General features: G+C 58.8%; 22 protein-coding genes. 17 read left to right on the top strand and 5 right to left on the bottom strand.

Annotated elements, in window-relative coordinates; all coding sequences use genetic code 11:
* Window positions 1-11: 11 nt before the first annotated feature.
* Complete coding sequence (gene mfd / locus ALTERO38_RS13510) at window positions 12-3,458, bottom strand: transcription-repair coupling factor (RefSeq protein ID WP_159968702.1); 3,447 nt, start codon at window positions 3,456-3,458, stop codon at window positions 12-14.
* A gap of 160 nt (window positions 3,459-3,618) precedes the next feature.
* Between mfd and ALTERO38_RS13505 the strand changes: the two genes are divergently transcribed.
* From ALTERO38_RS13505 to sthA, 10 genes are all read left to right on the top strand, one after another.
* Complete coding sequence (locus ALTERO38_RS13505; protein WP_102834838.1) at window positions 3,619-5,070, top strand: glyceraldehyde-3-phosphate dehydrogenase; 1,452 nt, start codon at window positions 3,619-3,621, stop codon at window positions 5,068-5,070.
* A 322-nt stretch (window positions 5,071-5,392) separates the two neighbouring features.
* A complete protein-coding gene (locus tag ALTERO38_RS13500) occupies window positions 5,393-6,730 on the top strand; it encodes a Na(+)-translocating NADH-quinone reductase subunit A (protein WP_102834837.1) in 1,338 nt (445 codons plus the stop codon).
* Between the two features lie 3 nt (window positions 6,731-6,733).
* Window positions 6,734-7,945 carry an NADH:ubiquinone reductase (Na(+)-transporting) subunit B gene (locus ALTERO38_RS13495; RefSeq protein WP_159968701.1) on the top strand — a complete coding sequence of 404 codons (1,212 nt, stop codon included), beginning with the start codon at window positions 6,734-6,736 and terminating at the stop codon, window positions 7,943-7,945.
* Window positions 7,938-8,726, top strand: coding sequence for a Na(+)-translocating NADH-quinone reductase subunit C (locus ALTERO38_RS13490; protein ID WP_102834835.1), 789 nt, complete (start codon window positions 7,938-7,940; stop codon window positions 8,724-8,726). Before ALTERO38_RS13495 ends, ALTERO38_RS13490 begins: the two co-directional genes overlap by 8 nt.
* Window positions 8,723-9,397, top strand: a complete 675-nt coding sequence (locus tag ALTERO38_RS13485; protein WP_178114591.1) for an NADH:ubiquinone reductase (Na(+)-transporting) subunit D — start codon at window positions 8,723-8,725, stop codon at window positions 9,395-9,397. Before ALTERO38_RS13490 ends, ALTERO38_RS13485 begins: the two co-directional genes overlap by 4 nt.
* Complete coding sequence (gene nqrE / locus ALTERO38_RS13480) at window positions 9,397-10,005, top strand: NADH:ubiquinone reductase (Na(+)-transporting) subunit E (RefSeq protein WP_102834833.1); 609 nt, start codon at window positions 9,397-9,399, stop codon at window positions 10,003-10,005. The genes ALTERO38_RS13485 and nqrE overlap by 1 nt, the downstream gene beginning before the upstream one ends.
* A 12-nt stretch (window positions 10,006-10,017) precedes the next feature.
* Window positions 10,018-11,244: an NADH:ubiquinone reductase (Na(+)-transporting) subunit F gene (gene nqrF / locus ALTERO38_RS13475; RefSeq protein WP_178114644.1), complete on the top strand. Its 1,227-nt coding sequence runs from the start codon at window positions 10,018-10,020 to the stop codon at window positions 11,242-11,244.
* Between the two features lie 103 nt (window positions 11,245-11,347).
* On the top strand, window positions 11,348-12,271 hold the full coding sequence (locus ALTERO38_RS13470; protein WP_256663944.1) for an FAD:protein FMN transferase: 924 nt from the start codon (window positions 11,348-11,350) through the stop codon (window positions 12,269-12,271).
* Complete coding sequence (gene nqrM / locus ALTERO38_RS13465) at window positions 12,268-12,498, top strand: (Na+)-NQR maturation NqrM (protein WP_102834830.1); 231 nt, start codon at window positions 12,268-12,270, stop codon at window positions 12,496-12,498. Before ALTERO38_RS13470 ends, nqrM begins: the two co-directional genes overlap by 4 nt.
* Window positions 12,499-12,686: 188 nt before the next feature.
* On the top strand, window positions 12,687-14,081 hold the full coding sequence (gene sthA / locus ALTERO38_RS13460) for a Si-specific NAD(P)(+) transhydrogenase (RefSeq protein ID WP_159968699.1): 1,395 nt from the start codon (window positions 12,687-12,689) through the stop codon (window positions 14,079-14,081).
* A 114-nt stretch (window positions 14,082-14,195) separates the two neighbouring features.
* On the opposite strand, the gene ALTERO38_RS13455 is transcribed toward sthA, so the two are convergent.
* Genes ALTERO38_RS13455 through ALTERO38_RS13445 form a run of 3 tightly spaced genes read right to left on the bottom strand, consistent with a single transcriptional unit; the run spans window position 14,196 to window position 15,796 of the window.
* On the bottom strand, window positions 14,196-14,918 hold the full coding sequence (locus tag ALTERO38_RS13455) for a glycerophosphodiester phosphodiesterase (RefSeq protein WP_159968698.1): 723 nt from the start codon (window positions 14,916-14,918) through the stop codon (window positions 14,196-14,198).
* Entirely contained in the window at window positions 14,915-15,220 is a 306-nt protein-coding gene (locus ALTERO38_RS13450; protein WP_159968697.1) for a phosphodiesterase, read from the bottom strand. Before ALTERO38_RS13450 ends, ALTERO38_RS13455 begins: the two co-directional genes overlap by 4 nt.
* A 3-nt stretch (window positions 15,221-15,223) precedes the next feature.
* Window positions 15,224-15,796, bottom strand: a complete 573-nt coding sequence (locus ALTERO38_RS13445) for a PilZ domain-containing protein (RefSeq protein WP_159968696.1) — start codon at window positions 15,794-15,796, stop codon at window positions 15,224-15,226.
* Window positions 15,797-15,896: 100 nt separating this feature from the next.
* On the opposite strand from ALTERO38_RS13445, the gene ALTERO38_RS13440 reads away from it, so the two are divergent.
* Genes ALTERO38_RS13440 through ALTERO38_RS13430 form a run of 3 tightly spaced genes read left to right on the top strand, consistent with a single transcriptional unit; the run spans window position 15,897 to window position 19,097 of the window.
* Window positions 15,897-17,144, top strand: coding sequence for a lipoprotein-releasing ABC transporter permease subunit (locus ALTERO38_RS13440; RefSeq protein ID WP_148924673.1), 1,248 nt, complete (start codon window positions 15,897-15,899; stop codon window positions 17,142-17,144).
* 7 nt (window positions 17,145-17,151) lie between these two features.
* On the top strand, window positions 17,152-17,850 hold the full coding sequence (lolD, locus tag ALTERO38_RS13435) for a lipoprotein-releasing ABC transporter ATP-binding protein LolD (RefSeq protein ID WP_102834824.1): 699 nt from the start codon (window positions 17,152-17,154) through the stop codon (window positions 17,848-17,850).
* Entirely contained in the window at window positions 17,850-19,097 is a 1,248-nt protein-coding gene (locus ALTERO38_RS13430; protein ID WP_159968695.1) for a lipoprotein-releasing ABC transporter permease subunit, read from the top strand. The genes lolD and ALTERO38_RS13430 overlap by 1 nt, the downstream gene beginning before the upstream one ends.
* A gap of 9 nt (window positions 19,098-19,106) precedes the next feature.
* Here the strand turns inward: ALTERO38_RS13430 and ALTERO38_RS13425 are convergent, their stop codons facing one another.
* Complete coding sequence (locus tag ALTERO38_RS13425; RefSeq protein ID WP_102834822.1) at window positions 19,107-19,622, bottom strand: DUF2062 domain-containing protein; 516 nt, start codon at window positions 19,620-19,622, stop codon at window positions 19,107-19,109.
* A gap of 179 nt (window positions 19,623-19,801) precedes the next feature.
* Between ALTERO38_RS13425 and ALTERO38_RS13420 the strand changes: the two genes are divergently transcribed.
* Genes ALTERO38_RS13420 through lpxK form a run of 4 tightly spaced genes read left to right on the top strand, consistent with a single transcriptional unit; the run spans window position 19,802 to window position 24,162 of the window.
* Window positions 19,802-22,114, top strand: a complete 2,313-nt coding sequence (locus ALTERO38_RS13420; RefSeq protein WP_178114589.1) for a DNA internalization-related competence protein ComEC/Rec2 — start codon at window positions 19,802-19,804, stop codon at window positions 22,112-22,114.
* Window positions 22,098-22,730, top strand: a complete 633-nt coding sequence (locus tag ALTERO38_RS13415; protein WP_102834821.1) for a MotA/TolQ/ExbB proton channel family protein — start codon at window positions 22,098-22,100, stop codon at window positions 22,728-22,730. Before ALTERO38_RS13420 ends, ALTERO38_RS13415 begins: the two co-directional genes overlap by 17 nt.
* The gene (locus ALTERO38_RS13410; RefSeq protein WP_159968694.1) at window positions 22,727-23,155 is read left to right on the top strand and encodes a biopolymer transporter ExbD; all 429 of its coding nucleotides are present in this window, start codon (window positions 22,727-22,729) and stop codon (window positions 23,153-23,155) included. Before ALTERO38_RS13415 ends, ALTERO38_RS13410 begins: the two co-directional genes overlap by 4 nt.
* Window positions 23,155-24,162, top strand: a complete 1,008-nt coding sequence (gene lpxK / locus ALTERO38_RS13405; protein WP_148924676.1) for a tetraacyldisaccharide 4'-kinase — start codon at window positions 23,155-23,157, stop codon at window positions 24,160-24,162. Before ALTERO38_RS13410 ends, lpxK begins: the two co-directional genes overlap by 1 nt.
* Window positions 24,163-24,186: the final 24 nt, after the last annotated feature.

Here is a 24,186-nt window from a genome sequence, read left to right as displayed (position 1 = left end):
TATCGACATCGTTAAGGCTTATCCGCAGACAAACGTTCGAGGAGCGCTTCAAGCGTGTTGAAGCGCTCCTCGGCACGCTCCATCGGCACCTGAAACTTGAACATCGTGGCACCTTCGAATTTGTAGCGGTTGGGCTGGCTCTGGATCAGTTTGATCAGCACCATCGGGTCGACGCTGGTGTCCGCGGCGAACTCGATACGCCCGCCCTGAGGGCCTGCGTCGATCTTGGTGATACCGAGGCTGGCGGCCTGCAACTTGAGCAAGGTCAACCTGACCAGGTGCTTGGCCGGCTCCGGCAGCAGTCCGAACCGATCGATCATCTCCACTTGCAGTTCGCGCAGGCCGTTTTCATCGGCAGCATTAGCGATGCGCTTGTAGAGAATCAGGCGTGTATGCACATCCGGCAGATAATCTTCCGGGATGAGCGCCGGAACGCGCAGGTTGATTTCCGGGCCGCCGCCGAGCGGCTGGTCGAGGTTCGGCTGTTCACCTTTCTGAATGGATTTGACCGCGCGCTCGAGCATTTCCATATAGAGGGTGAAGCCGACCGCCTGGATTTGCCCGCTCTGACCATCGCCAAGCAACTCACCCGCGCCGCGAATCTCCAGATCGTGGGTGGCGAGGACGAAACCAGCCCCGAGATCCTGCGCATTGGCGATGGCTTCCAGGCGCTTTTCAGCGTCGGGCGTCATGGCCTTGCGTGGCGGCGTCAGCAGGTAGGCATAGGCCTGGTGGTGGCTCCGGCCGACCCGGCCGCGGAGCTGGTGCAGTTGAGCCAGGCCGAACTTGTCGGCACGCTCGATGATGATGGTGTTGGCGCTCGGTACGTCGATGCCCGTTTCAATAATGGTCGAGGCGATCAACACGTTGAAGCGCTTGTGATAGAAGTCGCCCATCACCTGTTCGAGCTCACGCTCGCGCATCTGCCCGTGACCTACGCCGATGCGTGCTTCTGGGACCAGTTCGGCGAGATCAGCGGCGCACTTCTCGATCGTTTTCACATCGTTGTGCAGGTAATAGACCTGGCCGCCTCGCAGCAGCTCGCGCAGTAGCGCCTCTTTGATGACCGAGTTCTGCTGCTCCATGACAAAGGTGCGCACCGAAAGTCGACGCGCCGGCGGCGTGGCGATGATGGACAGATCGCGCATCCCCGCGACGGCCATGTTCAGCGTGCGCGGAATCGGCGTGGCGGTCAGGGTCAGAATGTCTACTTCACTGCGCAGCGCCTTGAGCTGTTCCTTCTGGCGCACCCCGAAGCGGTGCTCTTCGTCGATGATCACCAAGCCCAGATTGGTGAACTTCACATCGTCTTGCAGCAGCTTGTGGGTGCCGATGAGGATGTCGACTTTGCCTTCGGCCAACTGGTCGACTGCGGCTTGAATCTCCTTGGCTGACTTGAAGCGGCTCATCACTTCGACGCGCACCGGCCAGTCGGCGAAACGGTCGCGGAAGCTGTTGTAGTGCTGCTGCGCGAGCAGGGTGGTGGGCACCAGCACCGCCACCTGACGTCCGCTATGCACCGCGATGAAGGCCGCTCGCATGGCGACTTCGGTCTTACCGAAGCCCACATCGCCGCAGATCAGGCGATCCATCGGTTTGGGCGCAAGCATGTCGTGGCGTACGGCTTCGATGGCTGACTGCTGGTCCGGCGTTTCTTCGAACGGGAAGCCAGCGCTGAAGGTTTCGTAATCCAGCTGCGGATCTTCGAAGGCGTAGCCTTCGCGTGCGGCGCGACGGGCATAAATGTCGAGCAGCTCCGCAGCAACATCGCGAACCTGTTCGGCGGCCTTGCGCTTGGCTTTTTGCCAGGTTTCCGAACCCAGGCGGTGCAGCGGGGCGAGGGCGTCGTCACTGCCGGTGTAGCGGGCAATCAGGTGCAGGCTGGAAACCGGCACGTAGAGCTTGGCGTCCTCGGCGTATTGCAACATGAGGAATTCGGCAGCCTGGCCTTCGATTTCCAGCGTGACCAGGCCGTGATAACGACCGACACCGTGGTCGATGTGCACCACCGGCGCGCCTTCGCGCAGTTCGGTGAGGTTCTTGATGACGTTCTCGCCGGCATCACGACCTTTTTCACGCCGACGGCGCTGCATGATGCGTTGGCCGAACAGCGGGCTTTCCGCAATGAGCGCGATAGCCGGATCCTGCAAAAGCAGGCCGTCGTCCAATGGCGCGATCGAGATGGCTAAACGCTCACCACTTTCGACAAACTGCGGCCAGCCTGAAACTTCCAGCGGGCGTAGCTTCAGTCGCGCCAGTAGCTCCAGCAGAACTTCACGGCGACCAGCCGATTCGGCAGTGAAGAGCACACGGCCTGGAAATTCATCGAGGAATCGGCGAAGCGCACCGAGCGGCTCGCTGGCCTTGGCATCGATCGCCAGTTCCGGGAAGCGGCTGGCGGCAAAGCGCTCGCGGCCGATGCCGCTTTCCACATCGTCCTGGCTGGCCACGATGCGTGGCCACAGCTTCAGGTGAGCGAAGCAATCCTCGACGGCCATGAACAATTCGGCCGGCGGCAACAATGGCCGCTCAGGGTCGACGCGACGCTCTTCGTAGCGAGTACGTACGTCTTTCCAGAAGTGCTCCGCGGCCTGCTCGATACCCGGCAGCGAAAACACCTGGGTGTCCTCCGGCAAGTAATCGAACAGTGTCGAGGTCTCGTCGAAGAACAGCGGCAGGTAGTACTCGATTCCGGCCGGGGTGATGCCGGTGGACAGATCCTGGTAGACCGGGCAACGGCGGAAATCCACATCGAAGCGTTCACGGAAGCGCGCGCGGAAGCCAGTGACCGACTCCTTCTTCAGCGGGAATTCGCGAGCTGGCAGCAGGCGGATCGACTCGACCTTGTCGATGGATCGCTGGTTTTCCGGATCGAAGGTGCGCAGCGTTTCGATTTCGTCGTCGAACAGGTCGATGCGGTAGGGCAGGGGGCTGCCCATCGGAAACAGGTCGATCAGCGCGCCGCGCACTGCAAACTCGCCATGCTCGTACACCGTATCGACGCAGCGATAGCCGGCCGCTTCAAGCCGGGCACGCATCTGCTCGACATCGAGCTTCTGGCCGACATCCAGTACCAGACTGGAACCGAGCAAAAAACGCTTTGGGGCGAGTTTGTGTAGCGCTGTGGTAATGGGAACTACCAGAACGCCGTGAGTCAGCTCTGGCAGCTGATAGAGCGCTGCGATCCGTTGGGAAATGATGTCCTGATGCGGTGAAAAAACGTCATAGGGCAGCGTCTCCCAGTCGGGAAAGTGCAGAACCGGCAAGTCGGGCGCAAAGAAGGCAAGCTCTTCCTGCAGGCGTTCGGCGCTCTGGCTGTCGGCGGTCAGGAGGAGAGTGAATCGATCTGCGTTGCTGGCGGCTTCGGCAATGGCCAGGCTCAGCGCAGCTCCAGGAAGGTTGCCCCAGGTTTGCTTGCCGCTGGCGGCAGGCATGGGCGGAAGGCGCAATACGGACACGAGTGGGCGTGGCTCCGGTCGATAAAAAATGGACCGCCGGGATTGTAACTATCCGCGCGGAACGCTGTCAGTGTTTCGGCTGCACAGATTGCCGACGCTAGGGTGCGGCGGCATAATGTAGCCCTTTTTCTCAGCCCCTACATGTTGGAAGGAACTGCCCGTGACTCAGAAGCCCGACCAGTGTCTTGGTGAATGGATTGATCGAGAAGCCCTCGCCGAAGCGATGATTCCGCTGATTGGTCAGCTGTATCGTAACAACAACGTGGTGACTTCCATCTATGGCCGTGGGTTGATCAACCGTTCGGTCATCGCACTGCTCAAAGCTCATCGTTTTGCGCGTCACCGTCAGGCCGACGAAGCCGAGCTGTGCGTCAATGAAACTCATCAGATTCTTACCACCATGAGCCAGATGGACCTGGGTGCCGCTTCGGTGGACCTGGGTAAAGTCGTGGGGAAGTTCAAGGCCGAGGGGAACGGTCGCAGCCTTGACCAGTTCGTGCGTGACGAGCTGGCTGAAGTCGCTGGCAAGCGCAACACCACCGGCGTCCACAAGGGCACCGACGTCGTGCTCTATGGTTTCGGTCGGATCGGTCGCTTGCTCGCCCGCATCCTGATTGAAAAGACGGGCGGCGGCGATGGCCTGCGTCTGCGTGCCATCGTCGTGCGCAAGGGGGCTGACAACGATCTGGTCAAGCGCGCCAGCCTGCTGCGCCGCGATTCGGTCCATGGTCCGTTCGAAGGCACCATCCACATCGACGCCGAAAACAACACCATCACTGCCAATGGCAACCTGATTCAGGTGATCTATTCGAACGATCCTGCTTCGGTGGATTACACCGAGTACGGTATCGAAAACGCTCTGCTGGTCGACAACACCGGTAAATGGCGCGACGCCGAGGGTCTCAGCCAGCACCTCAAGTGCCCGGGTGTTGCCCGTGTTGTGCTGACTGCGCCTGGCAAGGGCGAGTTGAAGAACATCGTTCATGGCATCAACCATGGCGAGATCACGGCTGACGACAAAATTGTATCTGCGGCGTCCTGCACCACCAACGCAATTGTGCCGGTGCTGAAGGCGGTCAATGACCAGTACGGCATCGTCAACGGTCATGTCGAGACTGTGCATTCCTACACGAACGACCAGAACCTGATCGACAACTTCCATAAAGGCAGTCGTCGTGGTCGTAGCGCTGCGCTGAACATGGTTATCACCGAAACGGGGGCTGCGACAGCTGCCGCCAAGGCGCTGCCGGTGCTCAAGGGCAAGTTGACCGGCAACGCCATTCGCGTTCCGACGCCGAACGTTTCCATGGCGATTCTCAATCTGAACCTGGAAAAGGCAACGAACCGCGAAGAAATCAACGAGTACCTGCGCCAGATGGCCATGCATTCGGACCTGCAGAAGCAGATCGACTTCGTCAATTCGCAGGAGGTTGTTTCAAGCGATTTCGTAGGCTCTCGTCACGCAGGCGTAGTGGATGCTGAGGCCACGATCTGCAGCGATAACCGTGTCGTGCTGTATGTCTGGTACGACAACGAGTTCGGCTACAGCTGTCAGGTGGTGCGCGTAATGGAAGACATGGCGGGCGTAAACCCACCTGCGTTTCCACGCTAACAGGCAGCTAGCACTGCAGACAAAACGGGAGCTTCGGCTCCCGTTTTTCGTTTTTCAGCTCGCCGCGTATGCCGTATTCATCGTGCTTGCAGGCGAAGCGTCAATAGTCGGTTGCGGATGACCGATTGTCTTCAGTCAAAAAATTGGAAGGCCTTGGGTGGTCAGTCACGTGTCGCGGCCTCTATAATCGGGCGGATTTCTACCTGGGCCCGTGGCATAGCGTCGCGCCAATATATTTTTGGTGCGCGTCGTGCAATTCGACCTTCAGCTAAATCGCTGGGCCTGTAAAAAAGTCTTTCAAAATCAGTGGTTAGGCGAGCCGATGATCAATATTAAACGTGGGCTAGATTTGCCCATTGCAGGTGCGCCGGCGCAGCGTATCGAGGCCGGAAGGCCCGTGCGAAGCGTCGCCGTAGTAGGGTTTGACTACCCTGGCATGAAACCGACCATGGAAGTTCAGGTCGGTGATCGCGTGAAACTGGGTCAGGTATTGTTTTCCGACAAGAAGATACCTGGGGTCCACTTCACCGCCCCTGGTGCGGGTGTTGTAAGCGCGATACACCGTGGCGAAAAGCGCGTCCTGCAATCGGTGGTCGTCGATTTGGAGGGCACCGAAGAGCTGACTTTCAACCAGTACGGTTCGACCGAGCTGGAAGGCCTGGGTGACGAGAAGGTCCGTGAGAATTTGCAGCAAGCCGGTCTCTGGGCTGCGTTGCGCACTCGTCCGTACAGCAAAGTTCCGGCTATCGATGCCGTGCCGAGCTCAATCTTTGTCACTGCCATTGATACTCATCCGTTGGCTGCCGACCCAGCAGTGATCATTGCGGAGCGGGCTGCTGATTTCGAAGCAGGGCTCAAGGTTCTTGGCAATCTGGGTAAGCTATTTCTGTGCAAGGCCGATGGCGCTTCGCTGCCCGGCGAACAGGTTGCCAAAGTTCAGACTGAGCGCTTCGCTGGTCCGCATCCTGCGGGTCTAGCTGGCACGCATATCCATTTCCTGGATCCAGTAAGCGCCACCAAAAGCGTGTGGACGGTCGGTTATCAGGATGTGATTGCGATCGGTGCGCTGTTTCTGACCGGTAAGCTTTCGGTGGAGCGTGTGGTCTCATTGGCCGGCCCGGTCGTAGAAACCCCGCGTCTGGTACGCACTCGCCTGGGCGCCAATCTTGATGAACTGACCGCCGGCGAGCTGCAGCCTGGCGCAAATCGTGTCGTGTCCGGGTCTGTCTTGGGCGGCCGTACAGCGCATGGCGCTTTTGCGTTTCTAGGTCGCTATCACCAGCAGGTGTCCTGTCTGCGCGAAGGCAAGGAGCGGGAAATGCTGCACTACCTGCGTGCCGGTAGCGACAAGCACTCGATCCTCAATATCTACATCTCCAAACTGATGGGCGGTAAGAAATTCGCTTTCTCAACCTCCACCAACGGCAGCCCGCGCGCCATGGTGCCGGTGGGCAACTACGAGGAGGTCATGCCGCTCGATATTCTTCCAACCCAGCTGCTGCGCTCGCTGATCGTTGGAGATACCGAGGTTGCGCAAAAACTGGGTTGCCTCGAGCTCGATGAAGAAGACCTGGCGTTGTGCACTTACGTCTGTGCCGGCAAGTACGAGTACGGCCCGATCCTGCGAGACAATCTGACCCGTATCGAGAAGGAGGGTTAAGGCATGGGCATTCGCGAATTCCTCGACAAGATCGAGCACAACTTCGAAAAGGGCGGCAAGTACGAGAAGTGGTACGCGCTCTACGAAGCGGCGGACACCTTCCTCTATCGTCCGGGCAGCGTTACCAAGACCACTGCTCATGTGCGTGATGGCATTGACCTGAAGCGGATGATGATTACCGTCTGGCTCTGCACCTTTCCGGCCATGTTCTTTGGTATGTGGAACACCGGTTATCAGGCCAACCTGATCTACGCACAAAGCCCCGATCTGCTTGCCTTACAGGAAGGCTGGCAGTTTGCACTGATCAGTGCGTTGGCGGGTTTCGATCCAACCAGTGCGTGGGATAACTTTATCCAAGGCGCAGCGTACTTCCTGCCGGTTTATGCGGTCACCTTCATCGTCGGTGGCTTCTGGGAAGTACTTTTCGCTTCGATCCGCAAGCATGAGGTCAACGAGGGCTTCTTCGTTACCTCGGTCCTGTTCGCGCTTACGCTGCCGCCTAGCATCCCGCTTTGGCAGGTCGCACTTGGTATCAGCTTCGGTATCGTTATCGGTAAGGAAATCTTTGGCGGCACCGGTAAGAATTTCCTCAACCCTGCTCTGACTGGTCGTGCGTTCCTGTTCTTCGCCTACCCGGCACAAATGTCCGGCGACGCGGTTTGGACTGCAGTCGACGGCTATGCCAGCGCCACTGCTCTTAGCCTCGGTTTTGCCGGTGGCATAGAAAACGTTGTGGAAAGCGGTATCACCTGGATGGACGCCTTTGTCGGCACCATTCATGGTTCGCTGGGCGAAACCAGTACGCTGGCTATCTTCATTGGCGGCGCGGTACTGCTGATGACCAAGATTGCGTCGATGCGTATCGTTGCCGGCACCATGATCGGCATGATCGCACTGAGCTCGTTGTTCAATCTGATCGGTTCGGACAGCAATCCATTGTTCGCCATGCCTTGGTACTGGCACATGGTGGTGGGTGGTTTCGCCTTCGGTCTGATCTACATGACCACCGACCCCGTGTCGGCTGCGATGACCAATACCGGTAAGTGGGTCTATGGCATTTTCATCGGTGTGATGGTGGTGCTGATCCGTGTAGTCAACCCGGCCTTCCCTGAGGGCATGATGCTGGCAATTCTATTTGCCAACCTCTGTGCTCCCTTGATTGACCACTTCGTCATCCAGGCCAATATCAAGCGGAGGCTGGCGCGCAATGTCTAGTCAAAAAGAATCCACTGTCCGTACGCTGATAGTGGCCCTGCTGGTTTGTCTGGTGTGCTCGGTATTTGTTGCCGGTGCGGCTGTCGCACTACGTCCGACACAGCTGGAGAACCGTCAGCTCGACAAGCAGCGCAGCATTCTGGCGATTGCCGGGCTCGGTGAGGCCGGTATGTCCGGCGCCGAGGTGAAGGCGCTGTATAAAGAGCGCATTGTCGCCAAGCTGGTCAATCTCGAAACTGGCAAGTTCAGCGACGAGTTCGATCCGAATACCTTCGACCCACTGGTTGCTGCGAAGGACCCACAGCTGTCCGATGCACTGCCACCAGAGCAGGACATCGCTTCGATCAAGCGTCGCGAGAAGTACAGCGTCGTGTATATCGTTGAAACCGAGGGAGAGCTGGATACCCTGGTACTGCCCGTGCGTGGCTATGGTCTTTGGTCGACACTCTACGGTTTCCTTGCCCTTCAGGAGGATCTGAATACCGTGGCGGGCCTCGGCTTCTACCAGCACGGTGAAACACCAGGCCTGGGTGGTGAAGTCGACAATCCCAAGTGGCGCAGCCTCTGGGAAGGCAAGGAGCTGTACAACGAGGATGGAGAGCTGGCGATTCAGATCGTCAAAGGTGGAGTCGATCCGCAGAGCCCGAAAGCCGACCATCAGGTCGATGCACTGGCCGGCGCAACGCTGACCAGTAATGGGGTCAACAATCTGTTGCACTTCTGGCTCGGTGAGAACGGCTTCGGTCCTTTTATCGCTAACCTGCGCGCTGGGGAGGCTTGAGTATGTCGCAACCTACTATTAAGGAAGTCCTGTTAAATCCGGTCTTCAACAACAACCCCATCGGCCTGCAGATCCTTGGTATCTGCTCGGCGTTGGCGGTTACCTCCAACCTGAAGACGGCGTTGGTCATGTCCATCGCGCTGACACTGGTTGTGGCATTCTCCAACCTGTTCATCTCGATGATCCGCAGCCAGATTCCTGGTTCGATCCGCATGATCGTGCAGATGGTGATCATTGCGTCACTGGTTATTCTGGTCGATCAGGTGCTCAAGGCTTACGCGTTCTCCTTGTCCAAGCAGCTCTCGGTCTTCGTCGGTCTTATCATCACCAACTGTATCGTGATGGGTCGGGCCGAGGCGTTTGCCATGCAGAACCCGCCGGTGCTTTCGTTCTTTGACGGGCTCGGCAACGGCCTGGGTTACAGCGCCATGCTGATCGCGCTCGGGATCATTCGCGAGCTGTTCGGTGCGGGTAAATTGATGGGCTACACCATTCTTCCCGTCGTCAATGACGGTGGCTGGTATCTGCCGAATGGCCTGCTGTTGTTGCCGCCTTCTGCGTTCTTCCTGATCGGTCTGTTCATCTGGGGCATCCGTAGCTGGAAGCGGGAACAGGTCGAGAAGCCGTCCTTCAAGATGGCGCCTCAGGTCTCGAACAAGGAGGCTTATTAATGGAACACTACATCAGCCTGTTCGTCCGTGCCGTGTTCATCGAGAACATGGCCCTGGCGTTCTTCCTTGGCATGTGTACCTTCATCGCAATCTCGAAGAAGGTCGAAACGGCTATCGGTCTGGGTATCGCGGTCATCGTGGTGCAGGCCATCACCGTTCCAGCCAACAACCTGATCTACACCTATCTGCTGAAGGCCGGTGCGTTGTCCTGGGCTGGCCTGCCGGAAGTCGATTTGAGCTTCCTCGGCCTGCTGAGCTACATCGGCGTAATCGCGGCGATCGTTCAGATCCTGGAGATGACCCTCGACAAGTACGTACCCAGCCTCTACAACGCGCTGGGCGTGTTCCTGCCGTTGATCACCGTGAACTGCGCCATCATGGGTGGCACGCTGTTCATGGTAGAGCGCGATTACAACCTGGCTGAAAGTGTGGTCTATGGCATGGGTTCGGGGTTGTCCTGGGCGCTTGCTATCGCCTTGCTTGCCGGCATTCGCGAAAAGCTCAAGTACAGCGATGTGCCGGAAGGCCTTCAGGGCCTCGGGATCACCTTCATCACCATCGGACTGATGTCGCTGGGCTTCATGTCTTTCTCTGGCGTACAGCTGTAAGGACGGGATGAACTGATGAGTTACGAAATTTTCCTCGCCATTGGCATGTTCACCGCCATCGTGCTTGCACTGGTTGTGATCATCCTCGCTGCGCGCGCCAAGCTGGTCTCCAGCGGCGACGTGAGCATCGAGATCAACGGCGAACGCACCATTACGGTCCCTGCTGGCGGCAAATTGCTGCAAACCTTGGCGGCCAACAATATCTTCCTGTCGTCTGCCTGCGGCGGCGGTGGTACCTGCGCGCAGTGCAAGTGCATCGTCGAAAGCGGTGGCGGAGAGATGCTGCCGACGGAGGAGTCTCACTTCACCCGTCGCGAAGCTGGGGAAGGCTGGCGCTTGTCCTGCCAGACGCCGGTCAAGGCAAACATGCAGATCGAAGTCCCGGAAGAAGTGTTCGGCGTCAAGAAATGGGAATGCACGGTTCTGTCCAACCCCAACGTGGCGACCTTCATCAAGGAACTCACCTTGAAGCTGCCGGAGGGCGAGAACGTAGACTTCCGTGCGGGTGGTTATGTGCAGTTGGAATGCCCGCCTCATGAAGTCCGTTACAAGGACTTCGATATCCAGGAGGAATATCGCGGCGACTGGGACAAGTTCAACCAATGGAAGTATGTGTCGAAGGTCGAGGAGACCGTGATTCGTGCGTACTCCATGGCGAACTACCCGGAGGAAGTGGGGCTGGTGAAGTTCAACATCCGTATCGCTTCGCCACCCCCAGGCAAAGATGATCTGCCGCCTGGCCAGATGTCCTCTTGGGTCTTCAGCCTGAAGCCTGGTGACAAAGTGACCGTGTACGGACCGTTCGGCGAGTTCTTCGCCAAAGACACCGACGCGGAAATGGTCTTCATCGGCGGCGGTGCGGGTATGGCGCCCATGCGTTCTCACATCTTCGACCAGCTCAAGCGTTTGAAATCCAAGCGCAAGATGAGTTTCTGGTACGGCGCGCGCTCGATGCGCGAGGCCTTCTACGTCGAAGAATACGATCAGCTGCAGTCCGAGAACGACAACTTCCAGTGGCATCTTGCATTGTCCGACCCGCAACCTGAAGACAACTGGGAAGGTCCGACTGGCTTCATTCACAACGTGCTGTACGAGAACTATCTGAAGGACCATCCGGCGCCTGAGGATTGTGAGTTCTACATGTGCGGCCCGCCAATGATGAACGCCTCGGTGATCAAGATGCTCACCGACCTCGGCGTCGAACCGGAGAACATCCTTCTCGACGACTTCGGCGGATAGTATGAGCCATGCGTTACTTCAGCCCGTCATCGTTGCCGCCCTGGCGGCAGCCCTGACGGGCTGTCTGTTTCAGGACAAGGTAGAAAGTATCGGCGGGCCCACCATGGGCAGCACCTATTCAGTGAAGTATGTGGCCGATGACGCCGCTGTTTCTAAAGAGCAGTTGCGAGACGAGACGGAGGCAATTCTGGCCAAGATCGACAGCCAGATGTCGACCTACCGTGCCGACTCGGATATCGAGACGTTCAATGCGCTACCTGCCGGCGCGTGCATGGCCATGCCCGGCGAGGTTCTCGAGCTTTTTCGCGCCGGCCAGCAGCTCTCGGAGGAAAGCGCAGGCGCTTTTGATCTGACGGTAGAACCCTTGCTTGATCTCTGGGGCTTCGGTCCCCATGGAACCGGCGAGCGGGTGCCTTCTGCCGATGAGATCGCCGCGGCTCGAGAAAACATGGGGCATCAGCATATTCGGATTGATGGCGAACAGCTTTGCAAGGATGTAGCCGTACAGGTTGATTTCAATAGCATCGCTGCCGGCTACGCAGTGGAACGGGTAACCGCCAACCTAGAGGCTTCCGGCGTTCGTCGTTACCTCGTCGAGATCACTGGAGAGCTCAAAGCGCTTGGCCGTAAGCCTGATGGGGCGCCCTGGCGAATTGCAATCGAGGCGCCGCATGACAATGAGCGAGTAGCCCAGCGGATTGTCGAGCTCAATGGCTATGGAGTGTCCACGTCAGGCGACTATCGCAACTATTTCGAGCGTGACGGCAAGCGTTATTCGCATACGCTTGATCCGGTAACCGGCGCGCCGATCGATCATCACCTGGCCGCCGTGACGGTTGTCGATCGCTCGACATTGAGGGCAGATGGGTTGTCTACTGTATTAATGGTGCTCGGCCCCGAGCGTGGTCTGGCGTACGCGACGGAGCGAGGCATTGCGGCGTTCTTCGTGATTCGTGAAGGACAGGAATTCATTAGCAAAAGCACTGAGGCCTTTGATGAGCTATTCGGTGCGGGAGTAGGCGAATGACTTGGTTAATCGTTTTTCTGGTCATGTTGCTGGTGGTGTTCGGCATGTCCATCGGCGTGATCATGGGTCGAAAGCCCATCGCCGGCTCCTGCGGGGGCATTGCCAATCTTGGCATTGAAAAAGAGTGTTCGATTTGCGGCGGGAGCCGTGAGAAGTGTGAAGAAGTCAATGAACAGGCGAGCCACGGTGATAAAGCAGATCTCGCGTACGACGCGACCAGACGCTGACAGCCGAGTTGATCGAAAGCTCGGGATATTCAGTGTCCCGAGCGTTGGTCTTTGCATGCAAGGTCGAGGCAAACCGTCCACCGGCGCAATGAGCCACTTGGCGGCGCGCCGATAAGCAACTTCCGCTACCCGGTTTCCCGAATTCGTTAACAGCGGCAGGGCTGCCTGCTGCCTGGTCTGGGGTGAATATGGCTGTCTACAATTACGATGTGGTGATATTGGGCTCGGGCCCTGCCGGCGAAGGCGCGGCGATGAACGCGGTCAAGGCCGGGCGCAAGGTCGCTGTGGTCGACAGCAGGCCTCACGTGGGTGGTAACTCGACCCATCTGGGCACCATCCCGTCCAAGGCGCTGCGCCACTCGGTACGGCAGATCATGCAGTACAACACCAACCCTTTGTTTCGTCAGATCGGTGAGCCTCGTTGGTTTTCATTTCCCGACGTTCTCAAGAGTGCCGAGAGCGTAATCGGCAAGCAGGTCACCTCCCGTACGGGCTATTACGCGCGTAACCGCATTGATATCTTCTTTGGCACCGCAAGCTTTGCTGATGAGCAGACCGTGGAAGTGGTCAGTGCTAACGGGATGGTTGAAACTCTGGTGGCCAATCAGTTCATCATCGCGACTGGCTCTCGTCCCTATCGCCCTGATGATGTCGACTTTTCTCACCCGCGTGTCTACGACAGCGACACTATTCTCACCTTGAGCCATACCCCGCGTCGTCTGATTATCTACGGGGCAGGCGTGATCGGTTCCGAGTACGCATCGATCTTCAGCGGCCTCGGTGTGCTGGTTGACTTGATCGACAATCGTGATCAGCTGCTCAGCTTCCTCGATGACGAGATTTCCGATGCGCTCAGCTATCACCTGCGCAACAACAACGTGCTTATCCGTCATAACGAGGAGTATGAGCGCGTTGAGGGTGTGGACAACGGCGTGATCCTGCATCTGAAGTCGGGCAAAAAGATCAAGGCCGATGCCTTCCTCTGGTGTAACGGTCGAACCGGCAATACCGACAAGCTCGCCTTGGAAAACATAGGCCTCAAGGTCAATAGCCGCGGTCAGATCAAAGTCGACGAGCATTACCGCACTGATGTCGGCAACATCTATGCGGCGGGCGACGTAATCGGTTGGCCATCACTGGCGAGCGCCGCTTACGACCAGGGGCGGTCTGCGGCGGGCAGTATCGTGGAGAACGACAGCTGGCGTTTTGTCGATGACGTGCCTACCGGTATCTACACCATTCCGGAGATCAGTTCGATCGGCAAGAACGAGCGTGAACTGACCGAAGCGAAGGTGCCGTACGAGGTGGGCAAAGCGTTCTTCAAAGGCATGGCGCGTGCGCAGATTTCAGCCGAGCCGGTCGGCATGCTGAAAATCCTGTTCCATCGCGACACGCTGGCGGTACTGGGTGTGCATTGCTTTGGCTATCAGGCTTCGGAAATTGTCCATATTGGCCAGGCGATCATGAACCAGCCGGGCGAGGCAAACACCCTTAAGTACTTCATCAATACAACCTTCAACTACCCGACCATGGCCGAGGCCTACCGCGTCGCCGCCTTCGACGGGCTAAACCGGCTTTTTTGAGCGGCTCCGACCGGTGGCCTGAGCCGGTCGGGGAAGATACACGAGGGTGGCGTTGGCCAAATCGGGAAAGTTTTTAGGGCAGGATTTCAGGCCGCCAGTGATGGCGGCCTTGCTTTACGCGTTGCGTAGCGTCGTCACGGCGAGGCCGGGATAGTCGGTGATCAGGCTGTCAACACCGAAATCTGCAAGTCGACGCATCAAGGCCGGATCGTTCACCGTCCAGACCGAGACGTGCAGGCCAAGTTGACGCGCTTTGGCGATTCGCTCAGGCGTGCATAGGGTCCACTTCAGTGCCAATAGCGAGCAATCATATTGCTTGGCCACTTTCAGCGGGTCGAGCCAGGCATATTCGGCGACCAGGCCGCAGGAAAGCTCAGGTGTCAGTCGTTTCAAGGCGCGCAGTACCTCTCGCGAACCTGATGTCACGGTGACCCGGTCAAGCAAACCATGACGTTCGGCTAGCGCTTTAATCGCCAATACGGAGCGCGCGGCGCGAACGCGCGAGGCACTTTTTACCTCCAGCTGCCAGTGCTCGAATTCGCACTGCTCGAACAGCTCTTCTAGGCGCGGTATGGGGCATGGCTGTTTCCAGCTGGGGCCTCCCTGGCGCGCGTCGTATTGGGTCAGTTCTTCTGCATCATGCTCGACGACCTTGCCGCGTCTTCCTGTGGTGCGCTTGAGCGTCGGGTCATGGATGACCATCAGCTCACCATCTTTGGAAAGATGCAGGTCGAGTTCGCAGCGACGAACGCCGTGAGCGAGGCACTGCTTAAAACTGGCCAGGGTGTTTTCAGGCGCCTCACCCTTTGCGCCGCGGTGGCCATAGATTAGCGTCACGGTTGTCTCTCTGGTTGTGATGACGAGGGATGTTGGGGATGGACAACGCTGTCGATCACCCGGTTACCCTCGAAATAGACGGAAAAGTCGCGGTAATCCCAGCGAGTGATTGGTGGCTGTCCAACAGCCGGGTGTTCCTCATCGGCCAGACCGAAATGATCAAGCACATCGTTTGTCGCGTCCCCGCGGCTGGGAAGCGGGAGGTTGACCAAGCCTTGCTGGCCGAGCGAGATCTTGATGTCGTCAGCGTTTGCAGGCGCGTTAAGGCTGGTAATCAGCAGTAGCAGCAGAAGAGGGCGCATCAATCAGGTTCCTTGCGAGCTTTCACGAGCCAGGCGTCGTTCCGCCGCCTGTTTCTGCAGGATATGTCGTGCAAGCAGTTGTCGCTGTGCATCAGTCAGCGCTTCGAAGGACGTACCGATCGCAAAATGCCCGCTCTCGAGGGCTTGGCAACTCGCCACGCGTGCAGTTAGCAACATACCCAGGCCTTGTGGCATCAGCGCCAGTTTCAGCAGCCAGGTCGAGCCCACGTCAAGCGGTTGGTCGTTGACGAAACTGATGCCGCCTTCTGACAGTACGGTGGCGCGTGCAGGCCCGAGGTCTTGCAGTAGATCCTGAGCGAGCGCCTGGCCAATCAAGTCGATACGCTTGTTCTGTACCTTAAGGTAATTGGCCAGAGTACGGTTGCCTTCGGCTATCTGACGCAGCAGATGCTGTGCTTCGAAGTCGAGCTGGTGAAGTTCGCCGAGCAATGCGAACCGTTGCGTCGAACCCGCCCCTGAGACTGTTTCGGCGTGTTCCGGCGGCAGGATTTCCAGTGCGATCATGTCCTCGATACGATAGTATTCGCGGCGATCATCAGTGTCTTCTATGGGCATGTCGATCCCTGAGCTGCAGTGATGGCTTGAGTGTATCAGGCCGCTTGGCGTCGTCATTCAGCTTGTTATTTCCCGCCAGCGAAAGCGAACCCAACGATTTATGTTCAGACCGCTGTCCGTGTATATCGGGGCGCGCTACACACGCGCCAGACGTCGCAGCCTCTTCGTCTCCTTCATTTCCTTCACGTCCATGATCGGGCTGGCACTCGGTGTGCTGGTGATGATTGTCGTGCTATCGGTGATGAATGGATTCGATCATGAAATGCGCAGTCGCGTATTGGGCATGGTGCCTCACGCTACCGTCGAAAGCTCAACCCCGATCGACGACTGGCGGACCGTGGCCGAGCAGCTCATGAAGCATCCTCAAGTCGCTGCGGTTGCTCCGTTCATACAGATGCAAGGCCTGCTGACCCATCGGGGGCAGGTCAGCAAAATATTGATCAACGCTGTGGACCCGGTTATCGAGCCGGAAGTATCCATAGTGGGCCAATTCTTTCGTGAAGGTGCGTTGGCTGAGCTAGCGCCCGGCGAGTTCGGCATTGTTATCGGTGATAAGGCAGCCAGCACCCTGGGCGTAGCTGTCGGCGACAAGGTCACCTTCGTGGCCCCTGAGGTCACCGTTACGCCGGCTGGGGTATTCCCTCGCATGAAGCGATTCACCGTCCGCGGTATCTTTCATGTGGGGGCGGGCGAGATTGATGGTCATGTGGCCATGGCCAACATCTCCGATCTGGCACGACTGCATCGCTGGCAGCCGGATCAGGTTCAAGGGCTGCGCCTGCGTTTCGTCGACCTGTTCCAGGCCCCGCGCATTGCCTGGGAGCTGGCGGGCCAGCTGGGTGATGACTTCTATTCGCGGGATTGGACCCGCACCCACGGAAACCTTTATCAGGCGATCCGTATGGAAAAGGCCATGATCGGCCTGCTGCTGCTGCTGATCGTCGCGGTGGCAGCCTTCAATATCATTTCGACGCTGGTGATGGTTGTGACCGATAAGCGTGGAGATATCGCGATACTGCGAACGCTTGGCGCGACGCCGCGGCAGATCATGGCGATCTTCATGGTCCAGGGCACCGTGATTGGTGTCGTCGGTACACTGGTAGGTGCGTTGCTGGGCATCTTCGCAGCGCTCAATGTCAGTAGCTGGGTCGCCGCGCTAGAGCGGCTGATCGGGCACAAGTTTCTTAGCGCAGACGTGTATTTCATCGACTATCTGCCGTCTCGACTGATGACCGTCGACGTGGTTCAGGTCTGCGCAGCAGCATTGATTCTCAGCTTTTTCGCCACCCTGTATCCGGCGTGGCGTGCGGCCCGGACGCAACCGGCCGAGGCGTTACGATATGAGTGAGTTGTCTATGAATGAACGGTCTGCGAACGAGGCTGCGGTACTGAGCTGCCGCAACCTGGGCAAACGCTACGAACAGGGACCGGAGTCGGTCAGTGTGCTTTCTGGTCTCGAGCTGGAGCTGTTTCCAGGCCAGCGGGTCGCTATCGTGGGTACTTCCGGTTCCGGCAAGAGCACGCTGCTCAACCTGCTTGGCGGGCTGGATACGCCTAGCGACGGGAGCGTCTGGCTGGCTGGAGAAGAACTCTCTGCGCTCAGCGAAAAGGATCGCGGCCTGTTACGTAATCGTGCGCTTGGCTTCGTCTATCAGTTCCATCATCTGCTGCCTGAATTCAGTGCTTTGGAAAATGTTTGCATGCCGCTGCTGATCGGCAAAACGCCGATACCGGAAGCGCGCAAGCGGGCCAGCGAACTGTTGCAGCGTGTCGGACTGGGCCATCGACTCGCGCATAAGCCTTCAGAGCTGTCCGGGGGAGAGCGTCAGCGCGTGGCGATCGCCCGTGCGCTGGCGAACCGTCCGGCGCTGGTGCTGCTCGATGAGCCAACCGGCAACCTTGATCACCATACTGCTCAAGGGATTCAGGATCTCATGCTGGAGTTGAGCAGCTCACTGCGTACGGCCTTTCTTGTTGTCACCCACGATCCGCAACTGGCGGGGCAGATGGATCACATATTGCGTCTGGAAGATGGTCGGTTGGTGGCTGGTTAATGTTCAGGCCACTCAGTATCTTCATTGGCAGCCGCTACACGCGGGCCAAACGTCGAAACCATTTCATTTCATTCATTTCTCTGACGTCCATGATTGGCTTGTCGCTGGGTGTGCTGGCGATGATCATCGTGCTGTCCGTCATGAACGGATTCCAGCGAGAAATGAGCAACCGCATCCTGGGCATGGTGCCGCACGCCGTGATTGCCGGTAACGGGCGGCCAGTGGATGACTGGCAATCGCTGGCCCAGCAGCTGCAGGCGCACCCCGGGGTGCTCGGCACGGCACCAATCACCCAGCTTGAAGGCATGCTTTCCTACAGGGGCTTGATGCAGCCGATTGAAATCAAAGGCATCGATCCAAAGGCTGAAAGTGAAGTGTCGATCCTTGGCACGAAGATGGTCGCTGGCAGCCTTGATGATCTTGAGCCTGGAGAATCAGGCGTGATCCTCGGGTTGATGACCGCGCGTCGCTTTGGTCTGAAGCTGAGCGATAAGATCACCCTTATCGTGCCTGAGCTCAGCGATGCGCCTGGCGGTATCACGCCACGAATGCAGCGCCTGAACGTCGTTGGGGTATTCAAAGTCGGGGCTGAGCTGGATGGCAGTCTGGCAATGATTCACCGAGCAGATGCCGCTCAGATTCTTCGTTGGCAGCCGAATCAGGTCGAAGGCGTCAGGGTCAGGCTGGCAGATCTCTATCGGGCGCCCCAGATCGCAAGCGAGCTTGTCGCCGGGCTAGGTGAGGGGTACCGCGGCGAGGACTGGTCACTTACCCAGGGCAGCTTGTTCAGTGCGATGAAAATGGAAAAGACCATGATCGGTCTGCTGCTTTTGCTGATCGTGGCGGTCGCAGCGTTCAATATCATCGCCACGTTGATCATGGTGGTCGCCGACAAACGAGCGGATATCGCGATTCTGCGTACCTTGGGTGCAACGCCTCGGCAGATCATGGCGATCTTCATGGTGCAGGGCAGCATCATCGGTCTGACCGGGACCCTGATAGGGACCGTGCTAGGGGTGATCGGCGCCATGAACGTGAGCGCTCTCGTGTCCTGGCTGGAAAAGGTGTCGGGACAGCACATCTTCAGTTCGGATGTGTATTTCATCAGCACCTTGCCGTCTGAACTGCGGCTGCAAGATGTCTTGCTGGTCACCTTGGCGGCACTGCTGCTGAGTTTTCTGGCGACGGTCTATCCCGCTTGGCGGGCCGCGCAGACACAGCCGGCCGAAGCGCTGCGCTACGAGTAGGTGATGATGTCAGCGGCGGTCCATCTGCCGCTTGCGCCAACTGCGACCGACCCACCAGCGCCAGTAACTCTGCGTGGCTACGTAGCCTAGTATCGCTACTACGATTCCGACGACAAAAGAGCCGAGGAACAGGGGCTGCCAGTGGCTATCGAGCATCTGGCGCACCCAGGCAAGGCTGAGTTCCATCGGCATCGGGGAAACCGGCGTGTCCATCAGCCAGGCACCTACCTTGTAGTTGCAGTAAAAGACCGGCGGCATCGTCAGTGGATTGGTGAGCCAGACCAGGCCCACGGCGATCGGCAAGTTCGCCCGTGCCGGCACGGCGCACAGCGCGGCCACCAGCATCTGCAAGGGCATCGGGATCATGGCCCAGAACAAGCCAATGGCCATTGCCCTGGAAACTGAATGCCGATTGAGATGGAGCAGGTTGGGGTCGTGAGTCAGCGTGCCGAGAAACCGCAAAGACTTGTGAGCCTTTAGACGGTCGGGGTGCGGCATGTAGCGTTTGAAAAAACGACGCGGCATGAAGGTTCTCTGGCGGGGTGAAGCGCGCTGATTATGCCTGAAACGAGACCCGGCGCTGAGAGGAGTTTGTGACATAAATTCTACACTGTGAGCACCGACAGGACGTCGGTCAGGCTATAGGGCGCGGCATCTGGGTTGTCCAGAGGGACCCGTCGCTGGAAAGGACTCCGGGAGATCCAATGCGTACAGCGATGCTGGCGCTGGCAGCAGGCCTTCTGCTACTGCGTTTTTTACCGCAATTGCCGCCCGTCTCGGTGTTGCCATTCGTATTGGCGGCGGGGCTGGCATTATTGCCGTTTCGCTGGCGAGCGGTCGGCTGCTTTCTCTGCGGGTTTGCGTGGTCCTGTCTCAGCGCCCAGGACGCTTTGGACGACCGCCTTGCGGTCGAGCTTGATGGCCGAACGTTCTGGCTGGAAGGCATGGTAAGCGGTCTGCCGGATGTTCGCGGTGGTGTGGTGCGCTTTGAGCTGGTCGATATAACGTCCCGGCACAGCGGCCTTCCCTCCCGGCTTCGCCTTGCGTGGTACGGCGGTCCAGTGATGCAGGCAGGGGAGCGATGGCGGCTCGCTGCCAAACTTAAAAGGCCGCGAGGCTTGGTCAATCCTCATCCATTCGATTACGAGGCCTGGCTTCTGGCTCGGCGAATCGGTGCCAGCGGCACGATCAAAGCCGGAGAGCGCTTGTCGGCGGCTGAAGGGGAGCTGGCATGGCGCGACCAGCTGCGGCAGCGTTTGCTGGCGGTTGATGCTCAGGGACGTTCCGGCGCCCTCGCAGCATTGGTGGTAGGCGATGACAGCAGTCTCTCCACCGCCGACTGGCGCGTTCTCCAGGACACCGGGACCGTTCATCTGATGGTCATCTCAGGCCAGCATATAGGCATGCTTGCCGGCTTGCTCTATGGCCTGGTCGCGTTGTTAGTGCGTTGGGGCGTCTGGCCGCGTCGAGTCGCCTGGTTGCCCTGCGCTTGCGGTTTGGCATTGGCTGGTTCGCTTGGCTACGGTTGGCTGGCAGGCTTTGATGTACCGGTCCAGCGAGCGCTGGTAATGGTCACCCTGGTGCTTCTGTGGCGTTTGCGGTATCGGCAGCTCGGTGTCTGGTTGCCGCTATTGATCGCGCTCAATGGCGTCCTGCTTTTGGACCCACTGGTCGGGCTGCAGTCGGGGTTCTGGTTGTCTTTTTTTGCAGTGGCGCTGCTTGCCCTGGTATTTCGTGGTCGGCTTGGCAGCTGGCGTTGGTGGCGCGCATTAGGACGCGCACAGTGGAGCATGGCTCTGGGTCTATTGCCGATCTTGCTGGTGCTTGGCTTGCCGGTCAGCCTGAGCGGACCTATCGCCAACCTCTTTGCAGTGCCTCTAGTCAGCGCGGTCATCGTACCCCTGTCGTTGCTGGGCACGGTCCTGTTATGGCTGCCAGGCGCTGGCGAGTCGCTGCTATGGATCGCCGGCGGGCTGTTGGCAATACTTTTTGACGTACTGCAGTGGCTTGCTGACTGGCAGCCCGCCTGGCTGCCGGCATCATTGCCAGTCTGGGCTTGGCTGCTGGTTGCGCTTGGAGTGCTGCTGACTCTGCTGCCCTCCGGAATCCCTTTCCGGGCACTGGGTCTGGTGCTTCTTCTGCCGTTACTGTTTCCTCCCACCAATGAGCCCCCGGATGGGCGGGCGGACATCTGGTTGCTCGATGTGGGTCAGGGGCTGGCTGTGCTGGTGCGCACGCATCAGCATGCGCTGCTGTATGACGCAGGCCCGCGATATGGTGACTTCGACCTCGGTGAACGCGTGGTATCGCCGTCTTTGCGCGCGCTCGGCGTCAGCGATCTAGATCTGCTGCTTCTCAGTCATGCCGATAGCGACCATGCGGGTGGCGCATCGGCGATTCAGCGACAGATGCCAGCTGGACGGGTAGTCAGTGGCGAGCTGGACGGACTGCCTGCTTCCTTAGGCGCCGAGAGCTGCCGCTCCGGCGAAGCCTGGGAATGGAATAGAGTCCGCTTCACGCTTTGGCAATCACCGCAGGCCATGGATGGAAATCAGGCCTCCTGCGTGCTGTTGATCGAGGCGAACGGCGAACGTCTGCTACTCACCGGGGACATTGACGCGGAAACTGAGAATCTGCTGCTGGCGAGCGGCCTGCCGCTCGACGTCGACTGGTTGCTGGTGCCGCATCACGGCAGCCGCAGCTCCTCTTCCGCTGCATTCATCGAGGCAACAGGAGCTGAGCATGCGCTGGTCTCACGCAGCTTGCATAACGCATTTGGTCATCCTCATCCAGATGTGGTGCGGCGGCTGCAGGCGGCTGGAGCGCAGCTCCATGATACGGCTGAGCAGGGTGCAATGCGGATTCGCCTAGGCGGTTTCGAGCCAGTACGAGGATTACGTGCAGAGCAGCGATTCTGGCGGGAAAATGAGAACCGGGGCCGTCGGCGGGCTGGCGACCCTATGCTAGAGTGGCGCCACTTTTTCGAGGGGGATTCATCTCGTGTGGGAGCTGGTTAAAGCGGGCGGCTGGATAATGCTGCCAATCATCCTGTGTTCCATCGCAGCCGCCGGTATCGTTGCCGAAAGACTGTGGACGCTCCGGCCTAGTCGAGTGACTCCACCGCACCTGCTTGGCCAGGTATGGAAATGGATCAAGGACAAGAAGCTCAGCAACCAGAAGCTCAAAGAGCTGCGCGCCGACTCACCGCTGGGCGAGATCTTGGCTGCTGGTCTGGCTAACTCCAAGCATGGTCGGGAGATCATGAAAGAGTGTATCGAGGAAGCAGCCGCGCGCGTTGTCCATGACCTGGAGCGCTACCTTAATGCACTGGGTACGATTGCCGGTATCGCCCCCTTGCTTGGGCTTCTTGGTACGGTGCTGGGTATGATCGAAATTTTCAGTGCCTTCATGGGCTCCGGTATGGCCAACGCGCCGTTGCTCGCAGCGGGCATTTCCAAGGCGTTGATTACCACCGCAGCGGGTCTGATGGTTGGCATCCCGGCACTGTTCTTCCATCGTTTCCTCTTGCGCCGTGTCGAAGAGCTAGTGGTCGGCATGGAACAGGAAGCGATCAAGCTGGTTGAAGTGGTGCAGGGTGACCGTGACGTCGACCTAGGAGAGGGCAAGGCGTGAAGTTTCGTCGCAAGGCGCGGGAAAACGTCGACATCGGCCTGGCCCCGCTGATTGATGTGGTGTTCATCCTGCTGCTGTTCTTCGTGGTGACGACTACCTTTACTCGCGAAACCCAGCTCCAGGTTGATCTTCCTGAAGCGGCGAGCGGTGTGCCACCGCAGGAAAGTGAGCAGAAGCGGCTGGAGGTTGTTATCGACGTCAATGGCAACTTCAGTCTCAACGGCAAGGCGCTGATCAAGCATGATCTGAACACCTTGATGGCGGCGCTCAGCAAGGAATCGGGCGGCGATACGAGTTGGCCGATGATCATCAGTGCTGATGGCAAAACTCCCCACCAGGCGGTTATTACCGCCATGGATGCGGCCGGGAAGCTGGGCTTCGCGCATCTGCGCATCACTACCGTTGAGGCCCAGCAGGAGCCCTAATGTCCTTTGCTGATCGCCTCCAGCAGGCCTGGTACGCAGGGCATCCTGCCTTGGCGCTGCTCGCACCACTGGAAATGCTCTACCGGCGCGTGGTGACCGCTAAGCGGAAGCGGTTCATCGATGGCGTGAGCGACTGCTATCGCTCGCCGGTGCCTGTGGTGGTGGTCGGCAATATCACCGTTGGCGGCACCGGCAAGACCCCCTTGATTCTCTGGCTCATCGAGCACTGTCAGCGACGGGGCCTGAGAGTTGGTGTCGTCAGCCGTGGTTACGGTGCCAGGCCACCCGAGTATCCGTGGCGAGTTGAGCCCGAGCATTCGGCGGCCGAAGCGGGCGACGAGCCGTTATTGATCGCGCAGCGGACAAACGCACCGGTCATGATCGATCCTGATCGCTCCCGCGCGGTTCGTAAATTGCTTGAACTCGAGTCGCTGGATCTGATTCTTTCCGATGATGGGCTGCAGCATTACCGGTTGGCTCGCGACCTGGAGCTAGTTCTTATCGACGCGGCGCGCGGGCTGGGTAACCAGCGCTGCCTACCTGCAGGCCCACTGCGAGAGCCACTGGAGCGACTAGACTCGGTCGATGCGGTGCTGATCAATGGCACGCTGACGGACAGCTCCTCCGGTTTTGGATTCGCCCTACAGCCATCAAAGCTCATCGAGCTAAGCACTGGGCAGGTCAGGTCGCTCGATCATTTCCCGTCAGGCCAGCAGATGCACGCAGTTGCTGGAATCGGTAATCCACAGCGTTTCTTCACCACGCTTGAGGCGCTACACTGGCGACCGATTCCGCATGCCTTCGCCGATCACGCCCGCTATAGCCTGGAGCAGCTGAGTTTCAGTCCAGAGCTACCCTTGGTGATGACCGAAAAAGATGCGGTCAAGTGCCGGGCTTTCGCGCTGCCGGGCTGGTGTTATCTCCAAGTCCAGGCCGAGCCTTCCGCAGCGTTCGTTGCCTGGTTTGATGCCCAGCTTGACCGTTTGCTGCCGCCCGTTCATCTCTAAGTCGCCCGATCTGCCTGGTGCAGT

This window comes from Pseudomonas sp. 9Ag (assembly GCF_902506445.1).
GTDB classification, from domain to species: Bacteria; Pseudomonadota; Gammaproteobacteria; order Pseudomonadales; family Pseudomonadaceae; genus Stutzerimonas; species Stutzerimonas stutzeri_AB.
Note: the sequence above shows the minus strand (reverse complement) of the source record. Positions and strands in the feature narration are given on the sequence as shown.